Raw genomic sequence first — 21,114 nt, forward strand, 5'->3', positions numbered from 1 at the left:
AAAAGATGCACTGATTCTGCCCCAATCAGCGCTGAGTTAAAAGTTTGTTTTGTTCTCTTGCGCGGCAATCCAGCGCTTTTGTCATCAATGACTGAGCAGCCAAGTAGCTAGGGTAATGACTAAGAAGTTCCGTAAGAGTTTTAACCGCCCCTGAACAATTGCGCCTATAGACTAGGAGCTCACTATAAAAATACCGTCCATAAATATGATTCGGATTGAGTGCCAAAAATTTCTCCGACGCCCATATCGCACTATCTAGGTCTTGAGGATCGCGAAAATACGATCTCGATAAATCAAACCATGCCACTTCATTCCCTGGGTATATGGAAACCGCTTTTTCGATTTTCGATATATCTCGCTGGTGTACGCCTTGGTAATGATAGAAGTGAGATACCACTGTCATGATGCTCAGAGCGGGTAAAATTAAAACTACAATAGATAACTTTGAGGCTAGTTTGTTTGTTGTGTGTTCAGGAGATCGACGTGTCGTATTCACTAAACTCGAGAAAAGTAGGATTGCAAATACATAGCTCATTGGAGACAAGAAGACTTGACTCATTAGGGAATGCAGCAAAAAGGCAATGGACGCGACAAATATCCAACCCTGCTTTTCCCTATGCAATGCCAAAGATAGCGTTTTACTGACTAACCAAATGTAAATGGCTAAAAACAACGCCGCGCCTACCCACCCTAACTCTGTTGACACTTTTGTAAGAAAGTTATGCGGTGTTTTTAGAATCTGTCGGTCGTTAACATAGTCTGACCCGTGCTTTGTTCCTGCCCTAGCGTATTCAGGGTGGATAAATTCAAAATTATTGGCACCAACACCGAAAGGGTTATCTCTCAGCATATCCCAACTGTTCACTACCATATTTAGTCTTGGTCGGTAGTTTTCTATTGGGTTTTCAATCGTCATTAGTGATTGGCTAATTGTTCTTGGTAGCGGCACTTTGGTTTGCATTGCGAGTAAGCCCAGGATGCTCAGCGCAATAATAGTCATTACAACACGCTTACGGGCAAACGGCATTTGATGAATATATCTGCGACTTCGGATTACTAATAATAAAAATACACCTATAGCAATTGCGATTACCGTTGTTCTAATATGTGAAATATTCAAAACATAAAGAATGCCAATCAAGGTGCAAAGAGCAACAAAGCAAAGAAGGTAATTCGATTTTGATTTCCAAGTTAAATAACAAAGAGCTGGTATCCAGATATTAAATACATGCCCTGCATTGTTGGTAAAGCCTATAGGAGTAAAAGCTCCGTTACTAACAGGAACCCCTATCCAGCGTTCGATACTAAATACGAAAACAAATAGACTCGCTGATACAACAGAGCTATGAAGTAAAAGTTTGCATCTTTGATCACTTGAGTAGCATGAAATTAGCAGAGAAAAAGCGACACCAAATAATGCGAAACGAAATAAAAACTCCAACCCTGCATAAACGTGGCTTGCCCACAATAACGTAATAGCAATCCAGTAAACGGTCAGCAAAAAAACAGTACTTATATACGTCCTAACAAAACCCACTCTCTCTCTATGAGCAAACACGAAAACAGAAAGAAGAAGGTCAATGAACAACCATTTGGGTACATCATGGCTGTAATAGAAGCCACTCCAATGCAAGTTGGATAACAAAGCGAGAACGATTGGGATAACAACCAGCCAATACTCTTTCAGTTTGTTATCAGCGTATATTTTAAAAGATTTTATTGTCATACAGTAAAAAATAGGGAGCGATTAGCTCCCTATGCATTCCCATTGTTAGTAGCCGAACTCGACAACCAGTTCCAAATCTCTAAAACGGATATAGCTAGAACCAGAATTGCTTTCTGCCACAGCAGCAAATTTCAGAATAGATCCATCAAGTACCGCTTCTCTGACTTCATCTAACCCAATCTTGTTGAAGTTCAACTCTAGTGGTGCATTACCACTGCTCAATTGACCTAGCAAACAAGTCGTATCTCCAAATTGACAAGCCAAACGGAATTCCTCTTCCGCATTGTCTGTATTCAGCGATTCAGATTGTTTCCCTTCGTATAATTTCACGGCAGAGTTTATTCTGTATTTGTTCACCAGTTTGGCGTTAATAATTCGAACACCTTCAGGCACTGTACTGAGGTCAAAAGCAAAGTAAGCACGGTATTCATAAGGACCGTTTGCGTTATTGCCTTTGTATACTGACGCACCCCAAGTGCTGTTGTACGCGTGGTAAGACTTAACTGTTGGTACCGGAGCGTATGGATCCGTTGGCGCGTACGGGTCGGTCGGTGCGTAAGGATCGGTTGGTGCATACGGGTCCGTTGGCGCATATGGGTCTGTCGGTGAGTATGGATCTCTGATTGTGCTATACCCGACTTGACCTGAGAACGTTTGCATTGGATTCAAAGTAATCGTTTCAACCACACCAGCTTGATTTGGAGCGACAGTCACAAGAGGTATTTTAGTATCACCCGTTGGGTCATCGCTTACAATAACAAGTTCTGCTCGGTCTAGTTCCCAATTACTCCCTTGATATTTAACTTGAATTTGCTGACTACCTGAAGCTGTCAAGAAATTAGGCTGATAACCCGAAATCGACCAACCTGATGCTTGCGAACCATCGGTATTCTTAAAGTCGTAGCTCGAAATATTAAGGTCTGCTTTTCCTGGGTTTTTAATGAGCACAGAGGTTTCTGCGCTTGCAGCACTATCGTTTGGACGACGAACTTTGACAGGTGCGCTTGAATTTTCAACGGCACGCCATTCCGCGTCATCGAGAGCCTTAACCGTCAGGTAAGGTGCGTCTTCCCCTAATACAATGGTCTTCGCATAACGTTTTCCATACCCAGCAACACCGTCGGTATGATCAAGGTAGAACTGCATAGATGTTGGCTTGCTGCTTAGCAAACTACCATTTGCGTTTGGTTTAGCTTGTTGTGCAGAAACGGTATACGAGATGAACTCCCACTCATCCTCTGTCGCTTGAGGCGAGAAAGGCACTTTGGTATTCACTCTACCCAAGTAATCCGTTGTCACTGTTTTGCTGTATGCAAAGTTAGTTGAACCTTCAAGTTTGATCTTGGCATAAGGTACGCCATTTCCTTGCAAATCGATGGCTTCGAATTGAACTCGAATCCAAGGACAACGGCCAGAATCAGTGACTCCACAGGAGTAATCAAAGTTCCACCAACTAAAGTGGGAAACTTCACCAACATATTTGTCGCCCTGTAACGTCGCTTCGCCTTCTTCAACCCATTTTCCAGTAACAGGATTTAGGTGCCACAATGGCATGGTTAGAGGAGCGGTTTCTGGATTCGCAACATCAATACTGATAGTGGCGGTTTTGCCATCTGCTAAGTTTAGTGGGTTACCATTGTCATCTGTCAGCTTCGCGCCAATCACACCAAATGAAATAATATCCACTTCTAGTGGTTGACCATCCGCGCCAGTCGATATCCCAGTAAATCCGCCAGGGAATGCCTCTACAAATGCAGCATCTGAAGGATTCATCGCTCGGTGAGACACATTTACATTACCCGTGTAAGCTGAACCATCAGCCTTTTTAAATGCGTTGATAGGAAATTTGATCGAGGCTTTTTCATCTAACGTAACGGTTGAAGCTTGTGTAGACGAAATTTGAGTCTGTGTGCCATTCATTAGCTGCACAATACCCAAATCGTTTAGCTGCCCTGCTTCAATCTTAATAGGAGTTGAATACGGTAGGTATCCATTACCCAGAGATATCTCTAAGACATAATCACCTATCGCAATGTTTTCACCGCCAAATAAACCTGTGTCATTTTGAAGTAAAACAGCACCTTGAACTTCGGTTCCGTCAATATTTTTGAGCTTCACTTCCAAAGCACTCAACTGGTACGAAGAAGGCTTTGTAGTAGCAAAGTTAAGGAATATCTGACCATTTATAGAGCCTTGTTGAACCGCAGCGACTTGGTCACCTGTTACCAAAAACTCATAACTTGCAGAACCGCTTCGTTCACCCGTTGGCGTAACACCAGCAACATCTAGACGATAATGACCCGAGATGTAGCGACCGTTGTATGTTGTAGATAAAGGTGACGTAGCCGCGTTAATCGTAAACGTCGGTCCAACCTCCACCATCTGACCGTTCAAATACCAAGTTTTGATGATATTTCCAAAGTCAGCATCGTCTTCTGATACATCAGCAGAAACAGTGAATTCTGTTAGAGAGTCAAACGCAAAATGCTGCGGATAAGTTTCAGAATCCAGAATCGCAAGAGGTAAGTTATCATTGATGTCGAGTTCAATCCCAAGATCAATACTGCCAATACCTTTAACACCTTTTAGAGCTTGAGATACTGACGTTTGGTTTCCTTTGATTACTCGAACCGTTTCTGCGAAACCCGCTGCAAGATGTACTTTCTCACCAGAAGAATTTCCATCATGTACAGTAAAAACTAATGCGTAATAACCTGAAGCGACTTGATCGTTAAGTGATGCTCTCGCTACCCAGTTATTCTCATCTTTTTCAGAAATAGTAATGTCAAAACCTGAAAGAGAAACGCCATTACTAGATTGCAATTCAGCCGTTACTACCGGATTTAATGCAATATTTTTCGGCCAAGACACTTCAAAATCAAAACTACCGTTCCCTTCTTCTAAGGACAAATTGATAATGGCAGCTGTCGTTTCATCAGCTCGAACAAATACATTTTGCTGTCCCCGAGCAAACTCCTTTCCACTCCCATCTTTTGCTGAAACTGTAATAGTCCACTCACCATTAAGAAGACCTTGAATTTGCCTTCCACCCCGACCGTTTACGTCTACGGTAAATGTCGCGCCTTCTGGACCTACACCGGATATCGTGAACTTATCAAGCTTTAAGTCTAACGCCGGTTCATTGGTTGTTGCCCCTTTAGGAGATAAATCACCATTTCGAGACTGACCTTCGGCGTAATCAAGAGATGATGCAGTCGTGTTTTTAAACACACTATTTGAAGAACGAGAAAGCCCTTGGGTTACTTCCACAGGGGAAGATTCAAATTGTCTTGAATTCGTTTCATCTTTCAAAACTAAATTCAACGTACCTTTGGCTGAAGTGTCACTGACAGATTGATTGCTACTGTCACCTCCACCTCCTCCGCATGCAGTGACGACGATAGAAATCATCAATGCATAAATAAATTGCAATATTCCTTTGCGCTTCATATTAATTTTCTCAATTATGTTAAAAGATAAGCCAAATATAGTTATGGCTTTATTAAAAACAGCAACGAGAAATATATACGCATAAACAATGAAAGTTATTTTCTATTTACAATGTGTTACTAGCATCATTTACAATATGTTACTTAGAACTATTTACTTTCATGAAAAAAACACAACAAATTAGAATGCAATTAGATATCGCTCAGTTTTTTAGCATTATCCTTACATGTTACATTCGGTTACTTTAGAACATACAAAAAATTACCGTAGGATAAGCAAAACACCTAAAAATATTAGTAATGATTGCTAAAACCACTTTGGGGAGAAATACATGAATAAAAGCATAAATACGGTACAATATAATGTAGCTTATATCACCGACAGGCACGTTTATAAGGAACCCATTTCACGTTTCTTTAAAGATATAAAGGTCAATATATTCTTTTATTCAGACAGCTGTGGTCTCTCAAATAATGCTTCATACTTAACATTAGATAAAAACATTAACTTTAGTACTATTGTCATAGACAGAAATATAACGTCTGAAACGGATTTTTATAGAACAAGGCATCTCATAAGAAATTCAGAGTTAAGTTCAATTATTATTTGTAGAGATAAAAAACGTGCTTTCTCAATTATTAATTCAGGTGCTGATGATTTTCTAGTTCCTCCATATACCGCAGAAGAGCTGACTCTCCGGATTATTAACGTATCCCAACGAAAGCACATGCCTCACCTTCATTCTGAAAGCCATGTCAGCTTCGGAAAATACTCTCTTCACTTAGAAACGCGTGAACTCAAAACTCAAGACATCAATAAAAGCCTTACCGACGGAGAACATATGCTGCTTCTTCATTTAATCGGTAACAAGGGTAAATACTCTTCTAGAGAAGAACTTTCTTTGGCATTAGGAAAGAAGCGCCACCCAATGTCTAGCCGGTCTGTAGACATGTTGATTGGGCGATTGAGAAGAAAGATTGATGACAACCCCAAAATGCCTCAATACATCGTTACGTCGCGAGGGAAAGGTTACATGTTGGTAAGAGAACCAGAATAAAAAAACCGGTCTCAGATGAGACCGGTAAAATCCAGAACAAAAGGACTGAACCCCGCTCTCCTTGGGGAACTTTCCGCGTCTGTGTGATCAGCTAGGCTGATCAGCTCTGGAAACTTTCAATAATATTGTCGCTGTTTAGCCTTGGTATTTTTTCATTACCAAAGTCGCGTTGGTACCGCCGAAGCCAAAGCTGTTAGACATCACGGTTGTCAGCTCTTGCTCACGCGTCTCAGTCACGATGTCTAGACCTTCTGCAGCTTCATCTAAGTTGTCAACGTTAATACTAGGTGCAACAAAGTTGTGGTGAAGCATTAGCGTGGAGTAGATCGCTTCGTGTACACCCGCTGCACCCAAAGCGTGACCAGTCATCGCCTTAGTCGCTGAAATCGCTGGGCTGTTGCCACCAAAGACTTCTTGGATAGCACCTAGCTCTTTCACGTCGCCTACTGGCGTTGAAGTACCGTGTGTGTTGATGTAATCAACGCCATCGACATCTTGCATTGCCATCTTCATACAGCGGATTGCGCCTTCACCAGACGGAGCAACCATGTCGAAGCCGTCAGACGTTGCACCGTAACCGACAACTTCACCGTAGATTGTTGCGCCACGAGCAAGTGCATGTTCTAGCTCTTCGATAACCAACATACCGCCACCACCAGAGATGATGAAACCATCACGATCCGCATCATAGGTACGTGATGCTTTTTCAGGTGTGTCGTTGTATTTCGTTGAAAGTGCGCCCATCGCATCAAACATCATAGTGAGAGTCCAATCTAGCTCTTCACCACCGCCTGCGAATACGACGTCTTGTTTGCCAAGTTGAATCAACTCAACAGCGTGCCCAATACAGTGTGCAGAAGTTGCACAAGCTGAGCTCATTGAGTAGTTCACACCGCGAATCTTGAATGGCGTCGCCAAACAAGCAGACACAGTTGAAGACATAGTACGAGGTACCATGTAAGGGCCAATACGCTTCACGCCTTTTTCACGTAGCGTATCCACTGCCACAGCTTGGTTCAGAGAGGAAGCACCACCTGAACCTGCAACGATACCTGTGCGATCGTTAGAAACCTGCTCTTCAGTTAAACCTGCATCAGCAATAGCCTGTTCCATCGAAAGGTATGCGTAAGCAGCAGCATCACCCATAAAACGCATTTTTTTGCGGTCGATGTGCTCAGCAGGGTTAATTTTCAGATCACCCCACACCTGTGAACGCAGCCCTTTTTCTTTGAACTGCTCAGATGCGTTGATGCCTGATTTACCCGCTTTCAATGACGCTAATACTTCTTCGACGTTGTTACCGATACTGGAAACAATACCCATACCGGTGATTACGGCTCGTTTCATGAGACATTCCTATAATTCAAAAATCCGTAGAATAATAACCAAGTTGCCACACAAAAGTGGTCAGCTTTCCCAGAAATACGTACAATCCGCGATAGTCTCGCACATTTACCCAAGATCATACCACTATGACGACCATTAAGAACGCAGTTCTAGGCTGGAATGAAGCCGGAACCCCTGTGTCTGATCAATTCGATGATGTTTATTTTTCTAATGTAAACGGGCTGGAAGAAACTCGTTATGTCTTCTTGTCACAAAATCGATTGCCTGAACGTTGGAACGAATACTCCGATAGACGATTTGTTGTCGCTGAAACGGGCTTTGGCACTGGCTTAAACTTTTTGGCTCTGTGGCAATGGTTTGATGCTTTCAGAAAAACCAATCCGAATGCGCCACTGAAAGAGCTGCATTTTATCAGCTTCGAAAAGTTTCCTGTAACGCAAGACGACCTCAAAAAAGCGCATCAATCTTGGCCAGAACTTGCAGAATACGCCGAGCAGCTTCAAAGGCACTACCCAATAGCCGTGCCAGACTGCCACAGAATTGTGCTTGCAGATGGTGCTGTAACACTGGATTTGTGGTTTGGCGATATTAAAGACTGCATGCCTAGTGTACCAACACCTAAAACAGGCTTAGTTGATGCATGGTTTCTTGATGGGTTTGCACCCAGTAAAAACCCCGAGATGTGGAATCAAGACCTGTTTAACGGCATGGCCAAGCTAGCGAAACAAGATTGTACCTGTGCCACCTTCACGGCTGCTGGGTTTGTGCGTCGTGGGCTGCTTGAAGCCGGATTCTCTATGAAGAAGGTCAAAGGCTTTGGAACCAAGCGCGACATGATTGTGGGCACCATTGAGCAAAAGGTGCCAACAACCAACATTAAGCCATGGTTTCATCGCTCGGGGACCTGCAATGTGCAAGACGTCGCCATTATTGGCGGTGGTATTGCCAGCGCTACTTTGGCGAAAAGCTTAGCGCGTCGTGGCATCAAAACCACACTGTATTGCAAAGATTCGTCACCTGCACAGCAAGCGTCTGGAAACCGCCAAGGTGCGGTCTACCCGTTACTCAATGGTACTCACTCAGGCGTTTCCCGTGTTTTCGCTCCTGCCTTTTTGTACGCCAGGCAGTTTGTGGAGCAAATGAGTGCAACGCTTCAGTTTGATCATGAATGGTGCGGCGTTACCCAATTGGCATGGAATGAAAAAGCAGAAGCTAAACTCAGCAAAATGCTGCAGGGTGATTTCGCAAAGCAGTTGGTTCAAAAATTAGATAAAAACCAGACATGCGAAAAAACGGGGCTGACTTTTGATATGGAAAGTGTTCACTACCCGTTAGGAGGTTGGTTGTGCCCTCAACAGCTCACAAATGAAATCCTTAGAGAACTAGAAGAAAGCGGTCACCTAACCTGTATGTATGACACAGAAATCCAAAGTGTCGAGGAAGTAGATGGGGGTTGGAGCCTACTATCAGAGCAAGGGACATTCACTCATCAAGTTACCGTTATTGCAAATGGGCACTTATTCAGCCAGTTCGAGCAATCAAAAACAATCCCAGCCTCACCTGTAAAAGGGCAAGTTAGCCACATACCGACAACGGAAAACCTTCAGAAGCTCAAAACGGTTCTTTGCTACGACGGATATATGACACCGCATAACCCAAACAATATGCAGCACTGCATTGGTGCGAGTTATGACCGAGAAAACATAGACAAGGAATTTGATCAAATCGCACAGAATGAGAATGCAGAAAAGCTGGGTAACTGCGTACCTAATCAAGCTTGGACTAAAGATGTCGACGTCTCCAAGGGTGATTCACGCCAAGGCATTCGCTGCGTTTCACGGGACCACTTACCCTTTGTCGGTCCCGTTGGTCGCTACGATAGAATCGTGACCGAATATGCGCATCTGCGCGATCAAATCGAAGCAGATGTCATTGACCTCCCCGTGTATTCCGACCTCTATTGTATGGTTGGTTTAGGCTCCAGAGGGTTAAGCTCCGCCCCGTTATTAGGTGAACTATTGGCTTCTCAAATTTGCCAAGACCCCATGCCATACGCTGTGGATACGTTAAATGAACTGCATCCCTCTCGAATGTGGGTTAGAAGGTTGCGTAAGGGAAAAACCATTACGGGATTGTAATCCTCCCGTAATCGAAAATAAGGCGCTTTAAGCGCCTTATTTTATTGCCCATCAACATCACACATAAGTTAACATTTCTTTTACAATTAACCACCTACCCCCTATATTAGACGTCAAACAGGCGAAATTTTAGAGTTTACCCATGCTAAGTCAGCAACAAGTTTTGCAGTATCACGAGCAGGGCTATTTGGTTCTTGATCAAATGATTCCCGTAGAAACGTTGAACGAATTGAAGCAGCGAGCGGCGAAGATTGTTGACGAATGGAAACCAGATATCACCACTTCTATATTCACTACCAATGACAATGATCGAACGGGGGACAGCTATTTTCTCGATTCGGCGGAAAAAGTTCGTTGCTTCTTTGAAGAGGAAGCGTTCGATAAGAACGGTCAACTGATTGAGCAAAAATCTTTGTGCATCAATAAAATCGGTCATGCCTTACATGAACTCGACCCTGTATTTCGTGAGTTCAGCCATCTACCAGTTCTTGGAGACATAGCCAATGATATCGGTGTAGATGAACCTGAAATACGTCAATCCATGTACATTTTCAAGCAACCCAAAATTGGTGGTGTCGTGAATTGGCACCAAGATGCCACGTTTTTCTTCACCACACCGCAAAGCGTTGTTACCTATTGGTTCGCCATAGAGGATGCCACCTTGGAAAACGGCTGTTTGTGGGTAGAACCAAACGGGCATACAGGACCTCTTCGAGAACGGTTTAATCGAGATGGGGATAACATCGAAATGGTTAAGCTTGACGATACGCCATGGCCAACTGAAAAAAGCGGTATTCCTGTGGAAGTCAAAGCGGGTAGCTTAGTTATTTTTCAAGGGCTGCTTCCCCATTACAGTGCGCCTAACCGCTCTGCAAAATCGAGGCAGGCTTTTACTTTGCATGTCACGGATGGGAGTACTCACTACGCCAAAGAGAACTGGCTGCAAACCATTCTGCTACCTCTGCGCGGATTCGATTAATATTTTGTGGAAACAGTAAAGCTTCACTCAAACAAGGAAAAATCATTGCTCACAATACGAGAAGCGAGAGCTGATGACGTGGATGCCATCATGCCACTTTCTGAACATCTACAATACAAAGATTCCAGCCAAAGCGCAGCACGTTTACGGCTTAACAAACTCATTGAAAGCAGTGACCATTGGGTATACGTAGTAGAATCAGCAAACTCAGAGCAAAAGAAGGACATGGTTGGTTGGCTTCATTGTTTTCATGCTTTGAGGCTGGCGTCCGAGAGCTTTTATAAAATCGGAGGAATGGTAGTATGTCCGTCAGCGAGGCGATTAGGCATAGGAAAGTTACTCGTTGATCATGCGATGTCTAGCCATTCTGGAAAGTGGCGAGTAAGGTGCAGTGAAACGAGAAAGGAAACGCACCAGTTTTACGAAAATGTAGGATTTACGACCTGTAAAACTCAATGCGTTTTTGAAAAATATTCTGAATAACGCGAGGTCTAATTCAGCAGTAACTTATGTAGCTGATGCCAAAGCTCACTGACAATAATGCGATCTGCAGGAGTCAGTTCAGATTTTGCTCCCTCTAAGCTTTCTTCGATTCGGACTTTAAGATCCGTAATTTCCGTTTCCCCTGCAGCTTCACATGCTGCTGCAGACAATGAAATATGACCTCTTAAGTAGCCACCAGCAAATAGCTCATCGTCTGATGCGGTTTCTACTTTGGAATCAATCAATTCCAGCATTTTTTCTTCGTACTCTAGGATCATTCTGGTCTCTTATTTCACTGTTACTTCACTTGAAACTGGTCAGGGTGAAGAGAATCGGTTTTATAGAAGTGGCGCAGTGCGTCAGATAGGCTTCTCATTCGGGGTGATAGCCCATTTTCGAGGATCTCTAAAACCTCTTTATGCACTGTGCTCATAAAGCTCAGTCTATCTGGCTCAAAATCGCCGTGTAGATTGTCACAACTGACCGTAAAAGGAAAGCCTGCGCTTTTCGACAAAATCCACTCATACGCTTGAGGGCGAAGTTCGACTCGTTCAAACTCTGCTTGTACTGCTTCAGTTCGACCATCGGGCTCATACCAATATCCAAAATCTTCTTTAAGCCGGCGTTCAGGCCCTGCCACCATCCAATGAGCAATTTCATGCATTGCAGAGGCGTAAAAGCCGCGTGCAAATACTATTCGGTGGTAGTCTTTTACTTGATCTGCAGGCAGGTAAATAGGTTCATCTCCTCCTAGTTCCAACCTGGTATTAAAGTCTTCATAGAAGGTGCGATTAAATATATCGATAAGATCTGTGTATTGATGAGACATAAGGCTTTGATGTTGTCACTTTCTAGCGCATATTTTCCTTGGATTTTCTCATTTGTAAACCCAATTTACGTCCTGCCCTCATATCATGTCTCCAACATTAGGTTTTCTAATCCAAATAACCACATGCCATACTAATTTTTACTCGCCAGCTCCGCCATTTCGCACTAGAATTGCCGCTCTTTTTTCCTCTACTTGCTGGATCTGGAACCATGCTTTTAAGCACGCTCTATGTTTTAGGTATCACAGCGGAAGCGATGACTGGCGCACTCAGTGCTGGTCGAAAGAACATGGATTGGTTCGGTGTTATGTTTGTTGCGAGTGCAACCGCTATTGGCGGTGGGACTGTGCGCGATATTTTGCTTGGACATTACCCCCTTACTTGGGTTGAAAACCCTCAGTTTCTGGTGATTACATGCGTTGCTGGTGTTGTTACAACAGGCATTGCAAAGTGGGTAATCAAACTAAAAGGGCTGTTCATAAGATTAGATGCTCTTGGCTTGATCGTTTTCAGTATCATCGGGACAAAAGTTGCGCTGAATATGGGATTGCACCCCATTATTTGTATCGTATCTGCGGTAGTGACAGGGGTATTTGGTGGCTTACTTCGGGATTTGATCTGCCGCCAATCTCCTCTCGTTTTGCATGAGGAACTTTACGCATCTGTCGCCCTGCTTGCCTCAGTGCTCTATTTGACGCTGATGTATTTTGGTATCAACGAAGTCACAAGCACCATTGCAACATTAATCGCGGGTTATTTGTTAAGAATGGCTGCCGTAAGGTTCAAATGGAAACTGCCCTCCTTCCAATTGGAAACCGAAGAGCCCCTGCACTAAAGCATTGTGATATCAATCAATTATCTCTGGCGTATGGCACGCCAGAGAAATCGCGTTATAGTGCATGCCCCGCATCCACATCCAAACTCCCACCTCGCATGCCTTCAGATACAGGAGAGAGCAAATACTCAATGGCAGGAACAATGTCACTGGTTTCAAGAATACGCCCAAGAGGCGTTGTATTCATAAGCGATTTAAGCCCTTCGAATGCTTCATCATTCATACCCGCTTTTCCTTGAATTTCTGTTGCGGTTACACCCGGTCTAACACTGTTAATACGAATCCCCTTCTCCGCGAGATCCACATTCAAGCACCCAACAACACCTTCTAATGCGGCTTTGCTCGCCGAATACAAAGACGAACTGGGGAATGCCTTTTTCACTACAAGGCTCGACACCATAACAACGCTTGTGGGGTTATTTAGAACAGGCAACAATGCCTGAAGAGTAAAGTATGGTGCCTTGAAATTAACATCCATCGTTAGCTCAAAGGCTTCTAACGTTGTTGTCTCCAATTCGTTTGGAAAATACACCCCAGCATTTAGCACCACGCCATCTAAGCGTATGTTATCCGTCTTTAGCTTTTCCCCTAGAGTTTGAATATCCGACATCTTCTCGCTGTCACATAAAACTGGAATTACTTCTCCTTGTAAGCATTTCACTGTCGCTTCCAGTTTCTCTGAGTTTCTCCCTGTCACGACCAAGCGATGACCCTTTTCACTTAACGATTTTGCCGTTGCTAAACCAATGCCAGCCGTTGCACCTGTAATCAAAATTGTGTTTGAGCTCATGATTTTCTTTCCTTGCGGTTGAACACAAACTCAGACTACCCCATGGTAATAAGCATGATTAGATACCAATTACTCATCATTTTGTTTCCATTTGGATACCAATAAATGAATACACACAAACTGCTTCCCTATCTTCCCATTTTTCGCTTGGTCGCCATAAAAGGCAGCTTTCAAGGTGCCGCCAATGATCTTAACCTGCCGAGATCATCAGTCAGTAAAAAGATCTCGCAGCTAGAGTCGTTAGTTGAACAACGGTTAATTCAAAGAACCACCCGCAAACTCGTGCTGACCGAGAGTGGAAACAAGCTACTGAAGTTGTCTGAAGGGTTACCGAACATTCTCAATGACATAGAAGAGTTTGTGTCTGATTTTCAAGAAGCGCCTGTCGGGAAAGTAAAAGTAAGTTGCTCAACCTTAATTGGTCATCAATACCTTCTTCCGCACATAAAATTGCTCAGAGAGAAGTACCCCAAAGTAACTCTTGAGCTGAGCTTTAACGACAGCTATGTTGATTTGGTTGAGGAACGGGTAGACATTGCTATTCGTGTTGGCAACCTGCCAGACTCTCCTATGCTGGCAAGGAAAATCGGTGATAAGAGTTTAGTTTGCGTAGCCAGTCCAGACTATTTACTTACTCATGGAACGCCTTCTTCCCCTGAAGAGCTGGATGTACACCAGTGCTTAGTGTTTAAGAGTAAAAGTAGCAACCACAGCTACTGGCACTTTCAGAATTCGGAGGGGAGCACACACCCTATTCAGATTCACGAAACTCTGATTTGTGATGATGCCCGAGCGCTGATTGATATGGTGAAATCGGGGTTAGGCATCACGATGGTTGACCCCAATCTAATTCGAAATGAAATGAGTACGGGAGAACTGATCCAAATTTTGGAGCCATTCAATGTTACCTGTACTCAGCCCGTTCAACTATTGTGTTTGGGCAGAGCCACTCGTTCTAAAGCCGCTAAAGTTATTTGGGAAGAACTGGCGAATATACTGCCGTCGCATTTTCAGTAAAATTCAGACAATAAAAAAGCGCTCATCAGAGCGCTTTAACTAATCAAATATCAACCTATATTAGACTAGGTCACCATTAGCGACTAAATCTGAGGCGTTTCCGTTGTCACCCCGTGGTTTTGCCCACGATGACGAAGCAAGTGGTCCAGCAAAACGATGGCTAACATAGCTTCTGCAATAGGTACGGCACGGATACCAACACAAGGGTCATGACGCCCCTTAGTAATCAGTTGAGTAGGCTCACCTTTCCGAGTAATGGTTTCACCCGGAACAGTAATGCTTGATGTCGGCTTAAGTGCAATATTCGCAACCACATCTTGCCCTGTCGAAATCCCACCTAAAATGCCACCAGCATGATTACTGGAAAACCCTTCCGGTGTAAGTGGATCACGGTGTTCGCTGCCTTTCTGGTTTACTACCTCGAACCCATCACCAATTTCAACGCCTTTTACAGCGTTAATGCTCATCAATGCATGAGCGATATCGGCGTCTAAGCGATCAAATATTGGCTCACCTAACCCAACAGGCACTTGCGTTGCAATCACTTGGATCTTAGCACCAATTGAATCGCCCTCTTTCTTGAGGTCACGGATCAGTTGATCAAACTCTTCAATCTTATCGACGTCAGGGCAGAAGAATGGATTGTTTTCAATTTCGTTCCAATCAACCTTATCGATCTTCACATCACCCATTTGAGAAAGGTAGGCACGGACTTCAACACCAAACTCTTTCTTAAGGTATTTTTTAGCCACAGCACCCGCCGCAACACGCATCGCAGTTTCACGAGCAGAGGAACGACCTCCGCCTCTGTAATCGCGAACACCGTACTTTTGGTGGTAAGTATAGTCGGCGTGCCCCGGGCGGAACTTGTCTTTGATTTCGGAGTAATCTTTTGAGCGCTGGTCAGTATTTTCAATCAACAAGCCAATGGATGTGCCCGTTGTTTGACCTTCAAATACGCCCGACAAAATTTTCACTTCATCCGGTTCACGTCTTTGCGTGGTATAGCGAGACGTGCCAGGACGGCGACGATCTAAATCCACCTGCAGGTCGGCTTCACTTAGCTCTAGACCCGGAGGGCATCCGTCGATGACACAACCCAGTGCCAAACCATGGCTTTCACCGAATGTCGTTACACGAAAATGTTGTCCAATGCTGTTTCCTGCCATTTACTTCCTCTGTTTTGAAAGACATTTCACCTCTTTTTAAAGGCTTCATCCCTGTCTTTCGTTCAAACCTGTCATTTTTCGTGATTTCATAGTCGCTTTATAGGCAGGCGTTGTAAACCCCTTGTTAGAAAAAATAAAAAAAACGCCAGTATCAAACTGGCGTTTTTAAGATTAAATCAATAAGTTAACCGTTGCGACTAATCTTTATAGATAGCGAACTCTTCTGCATGCTCTAGCATTTGTGCTCGGGTGATCATAAATACGCCATGACCACCATTTTCAAAATCAATCCATGTGAATGGCATATCTGGATACTGGTTTATCATGTGAATCATGGAATTACCAACTTCACAAATCAGAATGCCGTCGTCGGTTAGGTAATCTGGCGCATTCGCTAGAATCCGGCGAACTAACTTCAACCCATCCGTTCCTGCTGCCAAGCCAAGCTCCGGCTCGTGAGTAAACTCTTCAGGCAAGCTATTCATGTCTTCTTCATCCACATAAGGAGGATTCGAAACAATCAGGTTGTATTTGTCTTTTGGTAGGTCACGGAATAAGTCAGAGCGGATTGGGAAAACCTGCTGTTCCATTCCATGGTCTTGAACATTTTGCTCTGCGACTTCTAACGCATCAGAAGAGATATCAATCGCATCCACTTCCGCATCAGGGAATGCATGAGCACAAGCAATCGCAATGCATCCGCTACCCGTGCACAAATCCATAATGCGTGTTGGCTCTTCCACCAACCAAGGTTGGAACTGAGCTTCAATCAACTCACCAATAGGAGAACGAGGCACTAATACACGCTCATCAACAAAGAACTCCAACCCGCAGAACCAAGCTTTATTGGTTAAGTAAGCGGTTGGCGTTCGATCATTAATGCGTTTTACCACTCGCTCTACAATACGTAATCGTTCGCTGCTGGTTAAACGGGAATTCAGTACATGAGAAGGCACATCGATTGGCAAGTAGAGTGTCGGTAATATCAGTTGAACCGCTTCATCCCAAGCGTTATCAGTGCCGTGACCATAAAAAAGACCGGCGGCGTTAAAGCGACTGACTGTCCAACGAATCATATCTTGAAGCGAATGAAGTTCAGAAACCGCTTCATCTACAAAAATCTTATCCAAATTTGCCTCCGAAAAGCGCTACAATACTGCATATTTCAAATTTTTAAGAATCTCATGAGCCAGAACGACAACGATAAGGATGACGGCTTTGACCTGTTTCGAGACGCAGTAAAGGGCGTAAAAAAGTTGCAACAGGATACCATAGTCCAGCAACCAAACAGAAACTCAAAACAGAAAGAAGCCGTAAGAGTAAAGCGAGAAGCATCCGATAATGAATTTTTCTTCTCGGATGAGTTTATCCCTCACCTAGATGAAGATGGGCCGACTCGTTATGCGCGTTCTGATGTATCGAAGTTTGAGGTGAAAAGATTACGACGCGGCGTCTATGTGCCGGATGTATATTTGGATATGCATGGTATGACTCAACAAGAAGCCAAACGCGAGCTGGGCGCAATGATTTCTCATTGTATAAAGGAAAGCGTGCATTGTGCTTGTGTCATGCACGGAATTGGTAAGCATATATTGAAGCAAAAAGTGCCTGTCTGGCTGGCACAACACCCAGATGTAATGGCATACCACCAAGCTCCATTGGAATTTGGCGGCGATGGCGCACTGTTAGTCTTACTCAGTATTCCGGATAAATAACCGTTTATCCCGATCTCAAGTTAAGTCGCTTCAAAAAAATTTAAGGGTGGATATGCCAAAGCATTTCACCCTTTCTCTTTTCTAAATCAAAATCAATGCACACTAAACCCGACGTTGGAAACATAGGCGGTGTCATGTCAGACACGAACTCAGCCGTTAGGTAACCGACCAGCGGTAAATGTGACACTAACAAAACGGATTCAAGATTCTGCACTTGTGCGGCAGCGCAAATGTACTCGAAGACATCATCTGATTTGCCATAAGGCGTAATGTCGTCACTCGTTTCTTGATCGGATGTGGTTAGATATTGTTTGATGGCGTTCCATGTTTGCTGAGCACGCAAATAAGGGCTAACCAAGACTTTACTAAATTCTGCTTCACCCTGCTCGGCACAAGCCTTAGCGACCAAAACAGATTGATTGACTCCACGAGAAGTCAGGGCTCTTTCAGCATCACTGTTGGCAAACGTTTCTGCCTCTCCGTGACGCATAATAAATATTTTCATTCGGTTGTACCCGTTTGTATGCCGAACCACTTTTATCGGCTTCTTTGTTTTTGTTTCGATCTACGGGGCAGTACGCATCAATGAATTGAATCGGACTGCTCTTTAATTATATCAAGTCAATGCCCAAAGACTCTGACTTCGTTAACAATCTATTAAAAAATGACAGCTTTTGGTTTGCAGCACGCATTTAGGCAGTCATAATTAACTCAATAGCTATAACGGAGACACACTTGTGTACCTGAGCCCCAACGACAGTAACCAATATCGTTATATTAAATTAAACAACGGCTTAAGAGTTCTCATTGTCCGCGATGAACATGCTCAAAAATCGGCAGCCGCTCTAGCTGTCAATGTAGGGCATTTCGACGATCCTTCCGACAGAGAAGGTCTGGCTCATTATCTTGAGCATATGCTGTTTTTGGGCACAGAAAAATACCCGAAGACAGGCGAATTTCAAGCTTTTATTAGCCAACATGGCGGAAATAATAACGCATGGACGGGAACTGAACACACTTGTTACTTTTTCGATGTATCACCGAATGCATTTGAGCGCAGTTTAAAACGATTCAGCCAGTTCTTCATTGCTCCTCTATTTAACCCTGATGCACTGGAAAAAGAGCGCCAGGCAGTCGAGTCCGAATACCGCTTAAAGCTAAAAGACGATATGCGTCGGCTATTTCAAGTACACAAAGAAGTGGTCAACCCGGAACATCCTTTTTCCAAGTTTTCGGTTGGTAACATTGAAACCTTGTCTGATAGAGAAGGAAGTTCTATTCGCGATGAAATCATCGAATTTTATGGCACGCACTACTCTGCCGATTTGATGACGCTTGCCGTAGTCGGCCCACAAGAGTTGGATGAATTAGAGCGATGGGTTGAAGACTTGTTCTCCCCTATTCAAAACCGCCATTTGTTTGGCAAGAAGGTGACGGTTCCGCTCACTAACCCTGAATTACCCTCGTGTTATGTCCAAGTCGAACCTGAGAAGGATTCTCGTAAGTTAGTGCTCGCTTTCACTTTGCCGTGCATGGACGAGCATTACGCATCTAAACCTCTTTCCTATTTTGCCCATCTGTTGGGTTATGAAGGGGAAGGCAGCTTAATGCTTTATCTCAAAGAACTTGGCTGGGTTAATGGATTGGCTGCAGGCGGCGGAATGAGCGGCAGTAATTTCCGCGAGTTCTCCGTAAGTTGCACCTTAACTCAGGAAGGTTTAGATCACGTCGATGATATTGTTGAAGCCACATTTGCGTACATAAAGCTAATTATTGATTCTGGTTTTGATGAATGGCGTTATAAAGAAAAACAAGCCGTACTAGAGTCGGCATTTCAGTTTCAAGAAGCGGCTAGACCGCTCGATTTAGTCAGTCACCTAGTCATGAACCTTCACCACTACCCTGAAGAAGACGTGGTGTATGGTGATTACAAAATGGCACATTTTGATACCGCTTTGCTTGGCAAGGTTGCCGAATATTTCACGGTAGACAATATGCGATTGACGTTGATCGCCAAAGGTGTGGAATGCAACAAAGTCGCAAAATGGTATGACACACCCTATTCTGTGAAACGCTTTACAGATGAGCAAACCAGCTGCTGGAAAGAAGTTGCTCTTAACCCTGAACTAACACTGCCTGAAGTCAACCCATACATATGCTATGACCTGACACCACAAGCGTTGGAAGGTAATGAAACCAAACCCAAATTGATACAAGATCTCCCCGGTTTCCGTTTGTGGCACCTTCAAGAGAAAGATTTTAGAGTCCCTAAAGGGGTACTCTATCTTGCCATTGATAGCCCTCATGCCGTGTCTACCCCACGAAAAATTGTTCAAACACGGTTATGCGTTGAGCTGTTCCTCGACGCTTTAGTAAAAGAAACATACCAAGCTGAAATAGCAGGCATGGGCTACAACATGTACGCGCATCAGGGTGGTGTAACGTTAACGCTCAGTGGTTTTAGCCAGAAGCAGCCTCAGTTACTCAGTGTTATTTTAACCCGTTTCGCAAACCGAGATTTCCGTTCTAGCCGTTTCGATACCATCAAACAACAAATGCTGCGCAATTGGAAAAACGCCGCAAAAGATCGCCCTGTTTCTCAGTTATTTAATGCGATGACCGGACTTCTGCAACCCAATAACCCCCCTTATCCGGAGCTAATTGAGGCGTTAGAATCCATTGAAATGGACGAGTTGCCAGCATTTGTCGACACCATTTTGAACGAACTGCATGTTGAATTGTTTGTCTATGGCGACTGGAATCAATCTCAGTCGATTGAACTTGCCGAGACCATCAAAAATGCACTGCGTGTAAAAGACCAACGCTACGAAGAGTCATTGCGCCCTCTTGTCATGCTAGGAAGTAATGGCACATTTCAGCGTGAGGTTCAGTGCAACCAAGCGGATTCTGCGATTGTTATTTACTACCAATCGCCAGAAATTGACCCGAGAAGTATTGCACTGTATTCCTTAGCCAATCATTTGATGTCGGCGACTTTCTTCCACGAAATTCGGACGAAGCAACAGCTTGGTTATATGGTAGGAACGGGGAATTTGCCCCTAAACCGCCATCCCGGCTTAGTCCTGTACGTACAATCGCCCAATGCTGCACCGATTGATTTGCTTTCTGCAATAGATGAATTCTTAAATGCGTTTTACATGGTGCTGCTTGAGCTTAACGAATACCAATGGCAAAGCAGTAAGAAAGGGCTCTGGAGCCAAATCGCAACACCTGATAACAATTTAAGAGGTCGAGCTCAGCGTTTATGGGTAGCGATTGGTAACAAAGATCACCAATTCAATCAAAGAGACAAAGTACTCGAAGAGCTAAAAACACTGACTCGCAGTGAAATGATTCGCTTCGTCGTCAGCGTATTGAAACCTCGCACCGCGAACCGCTTGATTATGCACAGCAAAGGCAATGAACACCAAGATGATCCTTGTTTGAATGAAGGGTTAGAAATTGGCTCTGTGGAAGAATTCCAGTTGAGACCAAAAGACGTGGAGCTGGGTTAGCTCACTTAACGAAATTTAGTTCGCAAAACATTTAGTTCACAAAATAAAAAGGGGACCGCGCCCTTG

At 43.9% G+C, this 21,114-nt stretch carries 17 protein-coding genes; 8 read left to right on the plus strand and 9 right to left on the minus strand.

Going from position 1 to position 21,114, the window contains the following annotated elements:
- Window positions 1-25: 25 nt before the first annotated feature.
- Both CW749_RS13660 and CW749_RS13665 read right to left on the minus strand, forming a co-directional pair.
- Complete coding sequence (locus CW749_RS13660) at window positions 26-1,726, minus strand: O-antigen ligase family protein (protein WP_101112680.1); 1,701 nt, start codon at window positions 1,724-1,726, stop codon at window positions 26-28.
- Window positions 1,727-1,771: 45 nt separating this feature from the next.
- Window positions 1,772-5,176 (minus strand): hypothetical protein, encoded by a 3,405-nt coding sequence (locus CW749_RS13665; protein ID WP_101112681.1) that lies wholly within the window; start codon window positions 5,174-5,176, stop codon window positions 1,772-1,774.
- A 727-nt stretch (window positions 5,177-5,903) separates the two neighbouring features.
- Here CW749_RS13665 and CW749_RS28195 point away from each other — a divergent pair.
- A complete protein-coding gene (locus CW749_RS28195; RefSeq protein WP_126607029.1) occupies window positions 5,904-6,233 on the plus strand; it encodes a winged helix-turn-helix domain-containing protein in 330 nt (109 codons plus the stop codon).
- Between the two features lie 135 nt (window positions 6,234-6,368).
- On the opposite strand, the gene fabB is transcribed toward CW749_RS28195, so the two are convergent.
- Window positions 6,369-7,580 (minus strand): beta-ketoacyl-ACP synthase I, encoded by a 1,212-nt coding sequence (gene fabB, locus CW749_RS13675; protein WP_101112683.1) that lies wholly within the window; start codon window positions 7,578-7,580, stop codon window positions 6,369-6,371.
- 125 nt (window positions 7,581-7,705) lie between these two features.
- Between fabB and mnmC the strand changes: the two genes are divergently transcribed.
- The 3 genes from mnmC to CW749_RS13690 all read left to right on the plus strand — a co-directional run bounded on the left by mnmC (window position 7,706) and on the right by CW749_RS13690 (window position 11,180).
- Window positions 7,706-9,718: a bifunctional tRNA (5-methylaminomethyl-2-thiouridine)(34)-methyltransferase MnmD/FAD-dependent 5-carboxymethylaminomethyl-2-thiouridine(34) oxidoreductase MnmC gene (gene mnmC, locus CW749_RS13680; RefSeq protein WP_101112684.1), complete on the plus strand. Its 2,013-nt coding sequence runs from the start codon at window positions 7,706-7,708 to the stop codon at window positions 9,716-9,718.
- A 142-nt stretch (window positions 9,719-9,860) separates the two neighbouring features.
- Window positions 9,861-10,697 carry a phytanoyl-CoA dioxygenase family protein gene (locus CW749_RS13685; RefSeq protein WP_101112685.1) on the plus strand — a complete coding sequence of 279 codons (837 nt, stop codon included), beginning with the start codon at window positions 9,861-9,863 and terminating at the stop codon, window positions 10,695-10,697.
- Window positions 10,698-10,742: 45 nt separating this feature from the next.
- Window positions 10,743-11,180, plus strand: a complete 438-nt coding sequence (locus CW749_RS13690) for a GNAT family N-acetyltransferase (protein WP_201797009.1) — start codon at window positions 10,743-10,745, stop codon at window positions 11,178-11,180.
- 8 nt (window positions 11,181-11,188) lie between these two features.
- On the opposite strand, the gene CW749_RS13695 is transcribed toward CW749_RS13690, so the two are convergent.
- Together CW749_RS13695 and CW749_RS13700 are read right to left on the minus strand one after the other, a co-directional pair.
- Entirely contained in the window at window positions 11,189-11,458 is a 270-nt protein-coding gene (locus CW749_RS13695; protein ID WP_101112687.1) for a YfcL family protein, read from the minus strand.
- A gap of 20 nt (window positions 11,459-11,478) precedes the next feature.
- Entirely contained in the window at window positions 11,479-12,009 is a 531-nt protein-coding gene (locus tag CW749_RS13700; RefSeq protein ID WP_101112689.1) for an elongation factor P hydroxylase, read from the minus strand.
- Window positions 12,010-12,218: 209 nt separating this feature from the next.
- Here CW749_RS13700 and CW749_RS13705 point away from each other — a divergent pair, with 209 nt between their 5' ends.
- Window positions 12,219-12,842 (plus strand): trimeric intracellular cation channel family protein, encoded by a 624-nt coding sequence (locus CW749_RS13705; protein WP_101112691.1) that lies wholly within the window; start codon window positions 12,219-12,221, stop codon window positions 12,840-12,842.
- 55 nt (window positions 12,843-12,897) lie between these two features.
- Here the strand turns inward: CW749_RS13705 and CW749_RS13710 are convergent, their stop codons facing one another.
- Complete coding sequence (locus CW749_RS13710; protein WP_101112693.1) at window positions 12,898-13,632, minus strand: SDR family oxidoreductase; 735 nt, start codon at window positions 13,630-13,632, stop codon at window positions 12,898-12,900.
- A gap of 105 nt (window positions 13,633-13,737) precedes the next feature.
- On the opposite strand from CW749_RS13710, the gene CW749_RS13715 reads away from it, so the two are divergent.
- The gene (locus CW749_RS13715; RefSeq protein WP_101112695.1) at window positions 13,738-14,649 is read left to right on the plus strand and encodes a LysR family transcriptional regulator; all 912 of its coding nucleotides are present in this window, start codon (window positions 13,738-13,740) and stop codon (window positions 14,647-14,649) included.
- Window positions 14,650-14,732: 83 nt separating this feature from the next.
- Here CW749_RS13715 and aroC read toward each other — a convergent pair whose 3' ends face one another.
- Both aroC and prmB read right to left on the minus strand, forming a co-directional pair.
- Window positions 14,733-15,818 carry a chorismate synthase gene (gene aroC / locus CW749_RS13720; RefSeq protein WP_101112696.1) on the minus strand — a complete coding sequence of 362 codons (1,086 nt, stop codon included), beginning with the start codon at window positions 15,816-15,818 and terminating at the stop codon, window positions 14,733-14,735.
- Between the two features lie 197 nt (window positions 15,819-16,015).
- On the minus strand, window positions 16,016-16,948 hold the full coding sequence (gene prmB, locus CW749_RS13725; RefSeq protein WP_101112698.1) for a 50S ribosomal protein L3 N(5)-glutamine methyltransferase: 933 nt from the start codon (window positions 16,946-16,948) through the stop codon (window positions 16,016-16,018).
- Between the two features lie 54 nt (window positions 16,949-17,002).
- Here prmB and smrB point away from each other — a divergent pair, with 54 nt between their 5' ends.
- Complete coding sequence (smrB, locus tag CW749_RS13730) at window positions 17,003-17,533, plus strand: endonuclease SmrB (protein WP_101112699.1); 531 nt, start codon at window positions 17,003-17,005, stop codon at window positions 17,531-17,533.
- Window positions 17,534-17,573: 40 nt separating this feature from the next.
- On the opposite strand, the gene sixA is transcribed toward smrB, so the two are convergent.
- Complete coding sequence (gene sixA, locus CW749_RS13735; protein WP_101112701.1) at window positions 17,574-18,038, minus strand: phosphohistidine phosphatase SixA; 465 nt, start codon at window positions 18,036-18,038, stop codon at window positions 17,574-17,576.
- A 232-nt stretch (window positions 18,039-18,270) separates the two neighbouring features.
- Between sixA and CW749_RS13740 the strand changes: the two genes are divergently transcribed.
- A complete protein-coding gene (locus tag CW749_RS13740; RefSeq protein WP_101112703.1) occupies window positions 18,271-21,048 on the plus strand; it encodes an insulinase family protein in 2,778 nt (925 codons plus the stop codon).
- Window positions 21,049-21,114 lie beyond the last annotated feature (66 nt).

This window comes from Vibrio sp. vnigr-6D03 (genome assembly GCF_002835515.1).
Taxonomy (GTDB): domain Bacteria; phylum Pseudomonadota; class Gammaproteobacteria; order Enterobacterales; family Vibrionaceae; genus Vibrio; species Vibrio penaeicida.

What these genes read in the sequence shown, in the direction of transcription:
- sixA (WP_101112701.1), bottom strand. Translation starts at nt 18,038, where the DNA reads ATGAAAATATTTATTATGCGTCACGGAGAGGCAGAAACGTTTGCCAAC.
- CW749_RS28195 (WP_126607029.1), top strand. Translation starts at nt 5,904, where the DNA reads ATGCCTCACCTTCATTCTGAAAGCCATGTCAGCTTCGGAAAATACTCT.
- smrB (WP_101112699.1), top strand. Translation starts at nt 17,003, where the DNA reads ATGAGCCAGAACGACAACGATAAGGATGACGGCTTTGACCTGTTTCGA.
- CW749_RS13695 (WP_101112687.1), bottom strand. Translation starts at nt 11,458, where the DNA reads ATGATCCTAGAGTACGAAGAAAAAATGCTGGAATTGATTGATTCCAAA.
- CW749_RS13705 (WP_101112691.1), top strand. Translation starts at nt 12,219, where the DNA reads ATGCTTTTAAGCACGCTCTATGTTTTAGGTATCACAGCGGAAGCGATG.
- aroC (WP_101112696.1), bottom strand. Translation starts at nt 15,818, where the DNA reads ATGGCAGGAAACAGCATTGGACAACATTTTCGTGTAACGACATTCGGT.
- CW749_RS13710 (WP_101112693.1), bottom strand. Translation starts at nt 13,632, where the DNA reads ATGAGCTCAAACACAATTTTGATTACAGGTGCAACGGCTGGCATTGGT.
- fabB (WP_101112683.1), bottom strand. Translation starts at nt 7,580, where the DNA reads ATGAAACGAGCCGTAATCACCGGTATGGGTATTGTTTCCAGTATCGGT.
- CW749_RS13685 (WP_101112685.1), top strand. Translation starts at nt 9,861, where the DNA reads ATGCTAAGTCAGCAACAAGTTTTGCAGTATCACGAGCAGGGCTATTTG.
- mnmC (WP_101112684.1), top strand. Translation starts at nt 7,706, where the DNA reads ATGACGACCATTAAGAACGCAGTTCTAGGCTGGAATGAAGCCGGAACC.
- CW749_RS13700 (WP_101112689.1), bottom strand. Translation starts at nt 12,009, where the DNA reads ATGTCTCATCAATACACAGATCTTATCGATATATTTAATCGCACCTTC.
- CW749_RS13715 (WP_101112695.1), top strand. Translation starts at nt 13,738, where the DNA reads ATGAATACACACAAACTGCTTCCCTATCTTCCCATTTTTCGCTTGGTC.
- CW749_RS13660 (WP_101112680.1), bottom strand. Translation starts at nt 1,726, where the DNA reads ATGACAATAAAATCTTTTAAAATATACGCTGATAACAAACTGAAAGAG.
- CW749_RS13665 (WP_101112681.1), bottom strand. Translation starts at nt 5,176, where the DNA reads ATGAAGCGCAAAGGAATATTGCAATTTATTTATGCATTGATGATTTCT.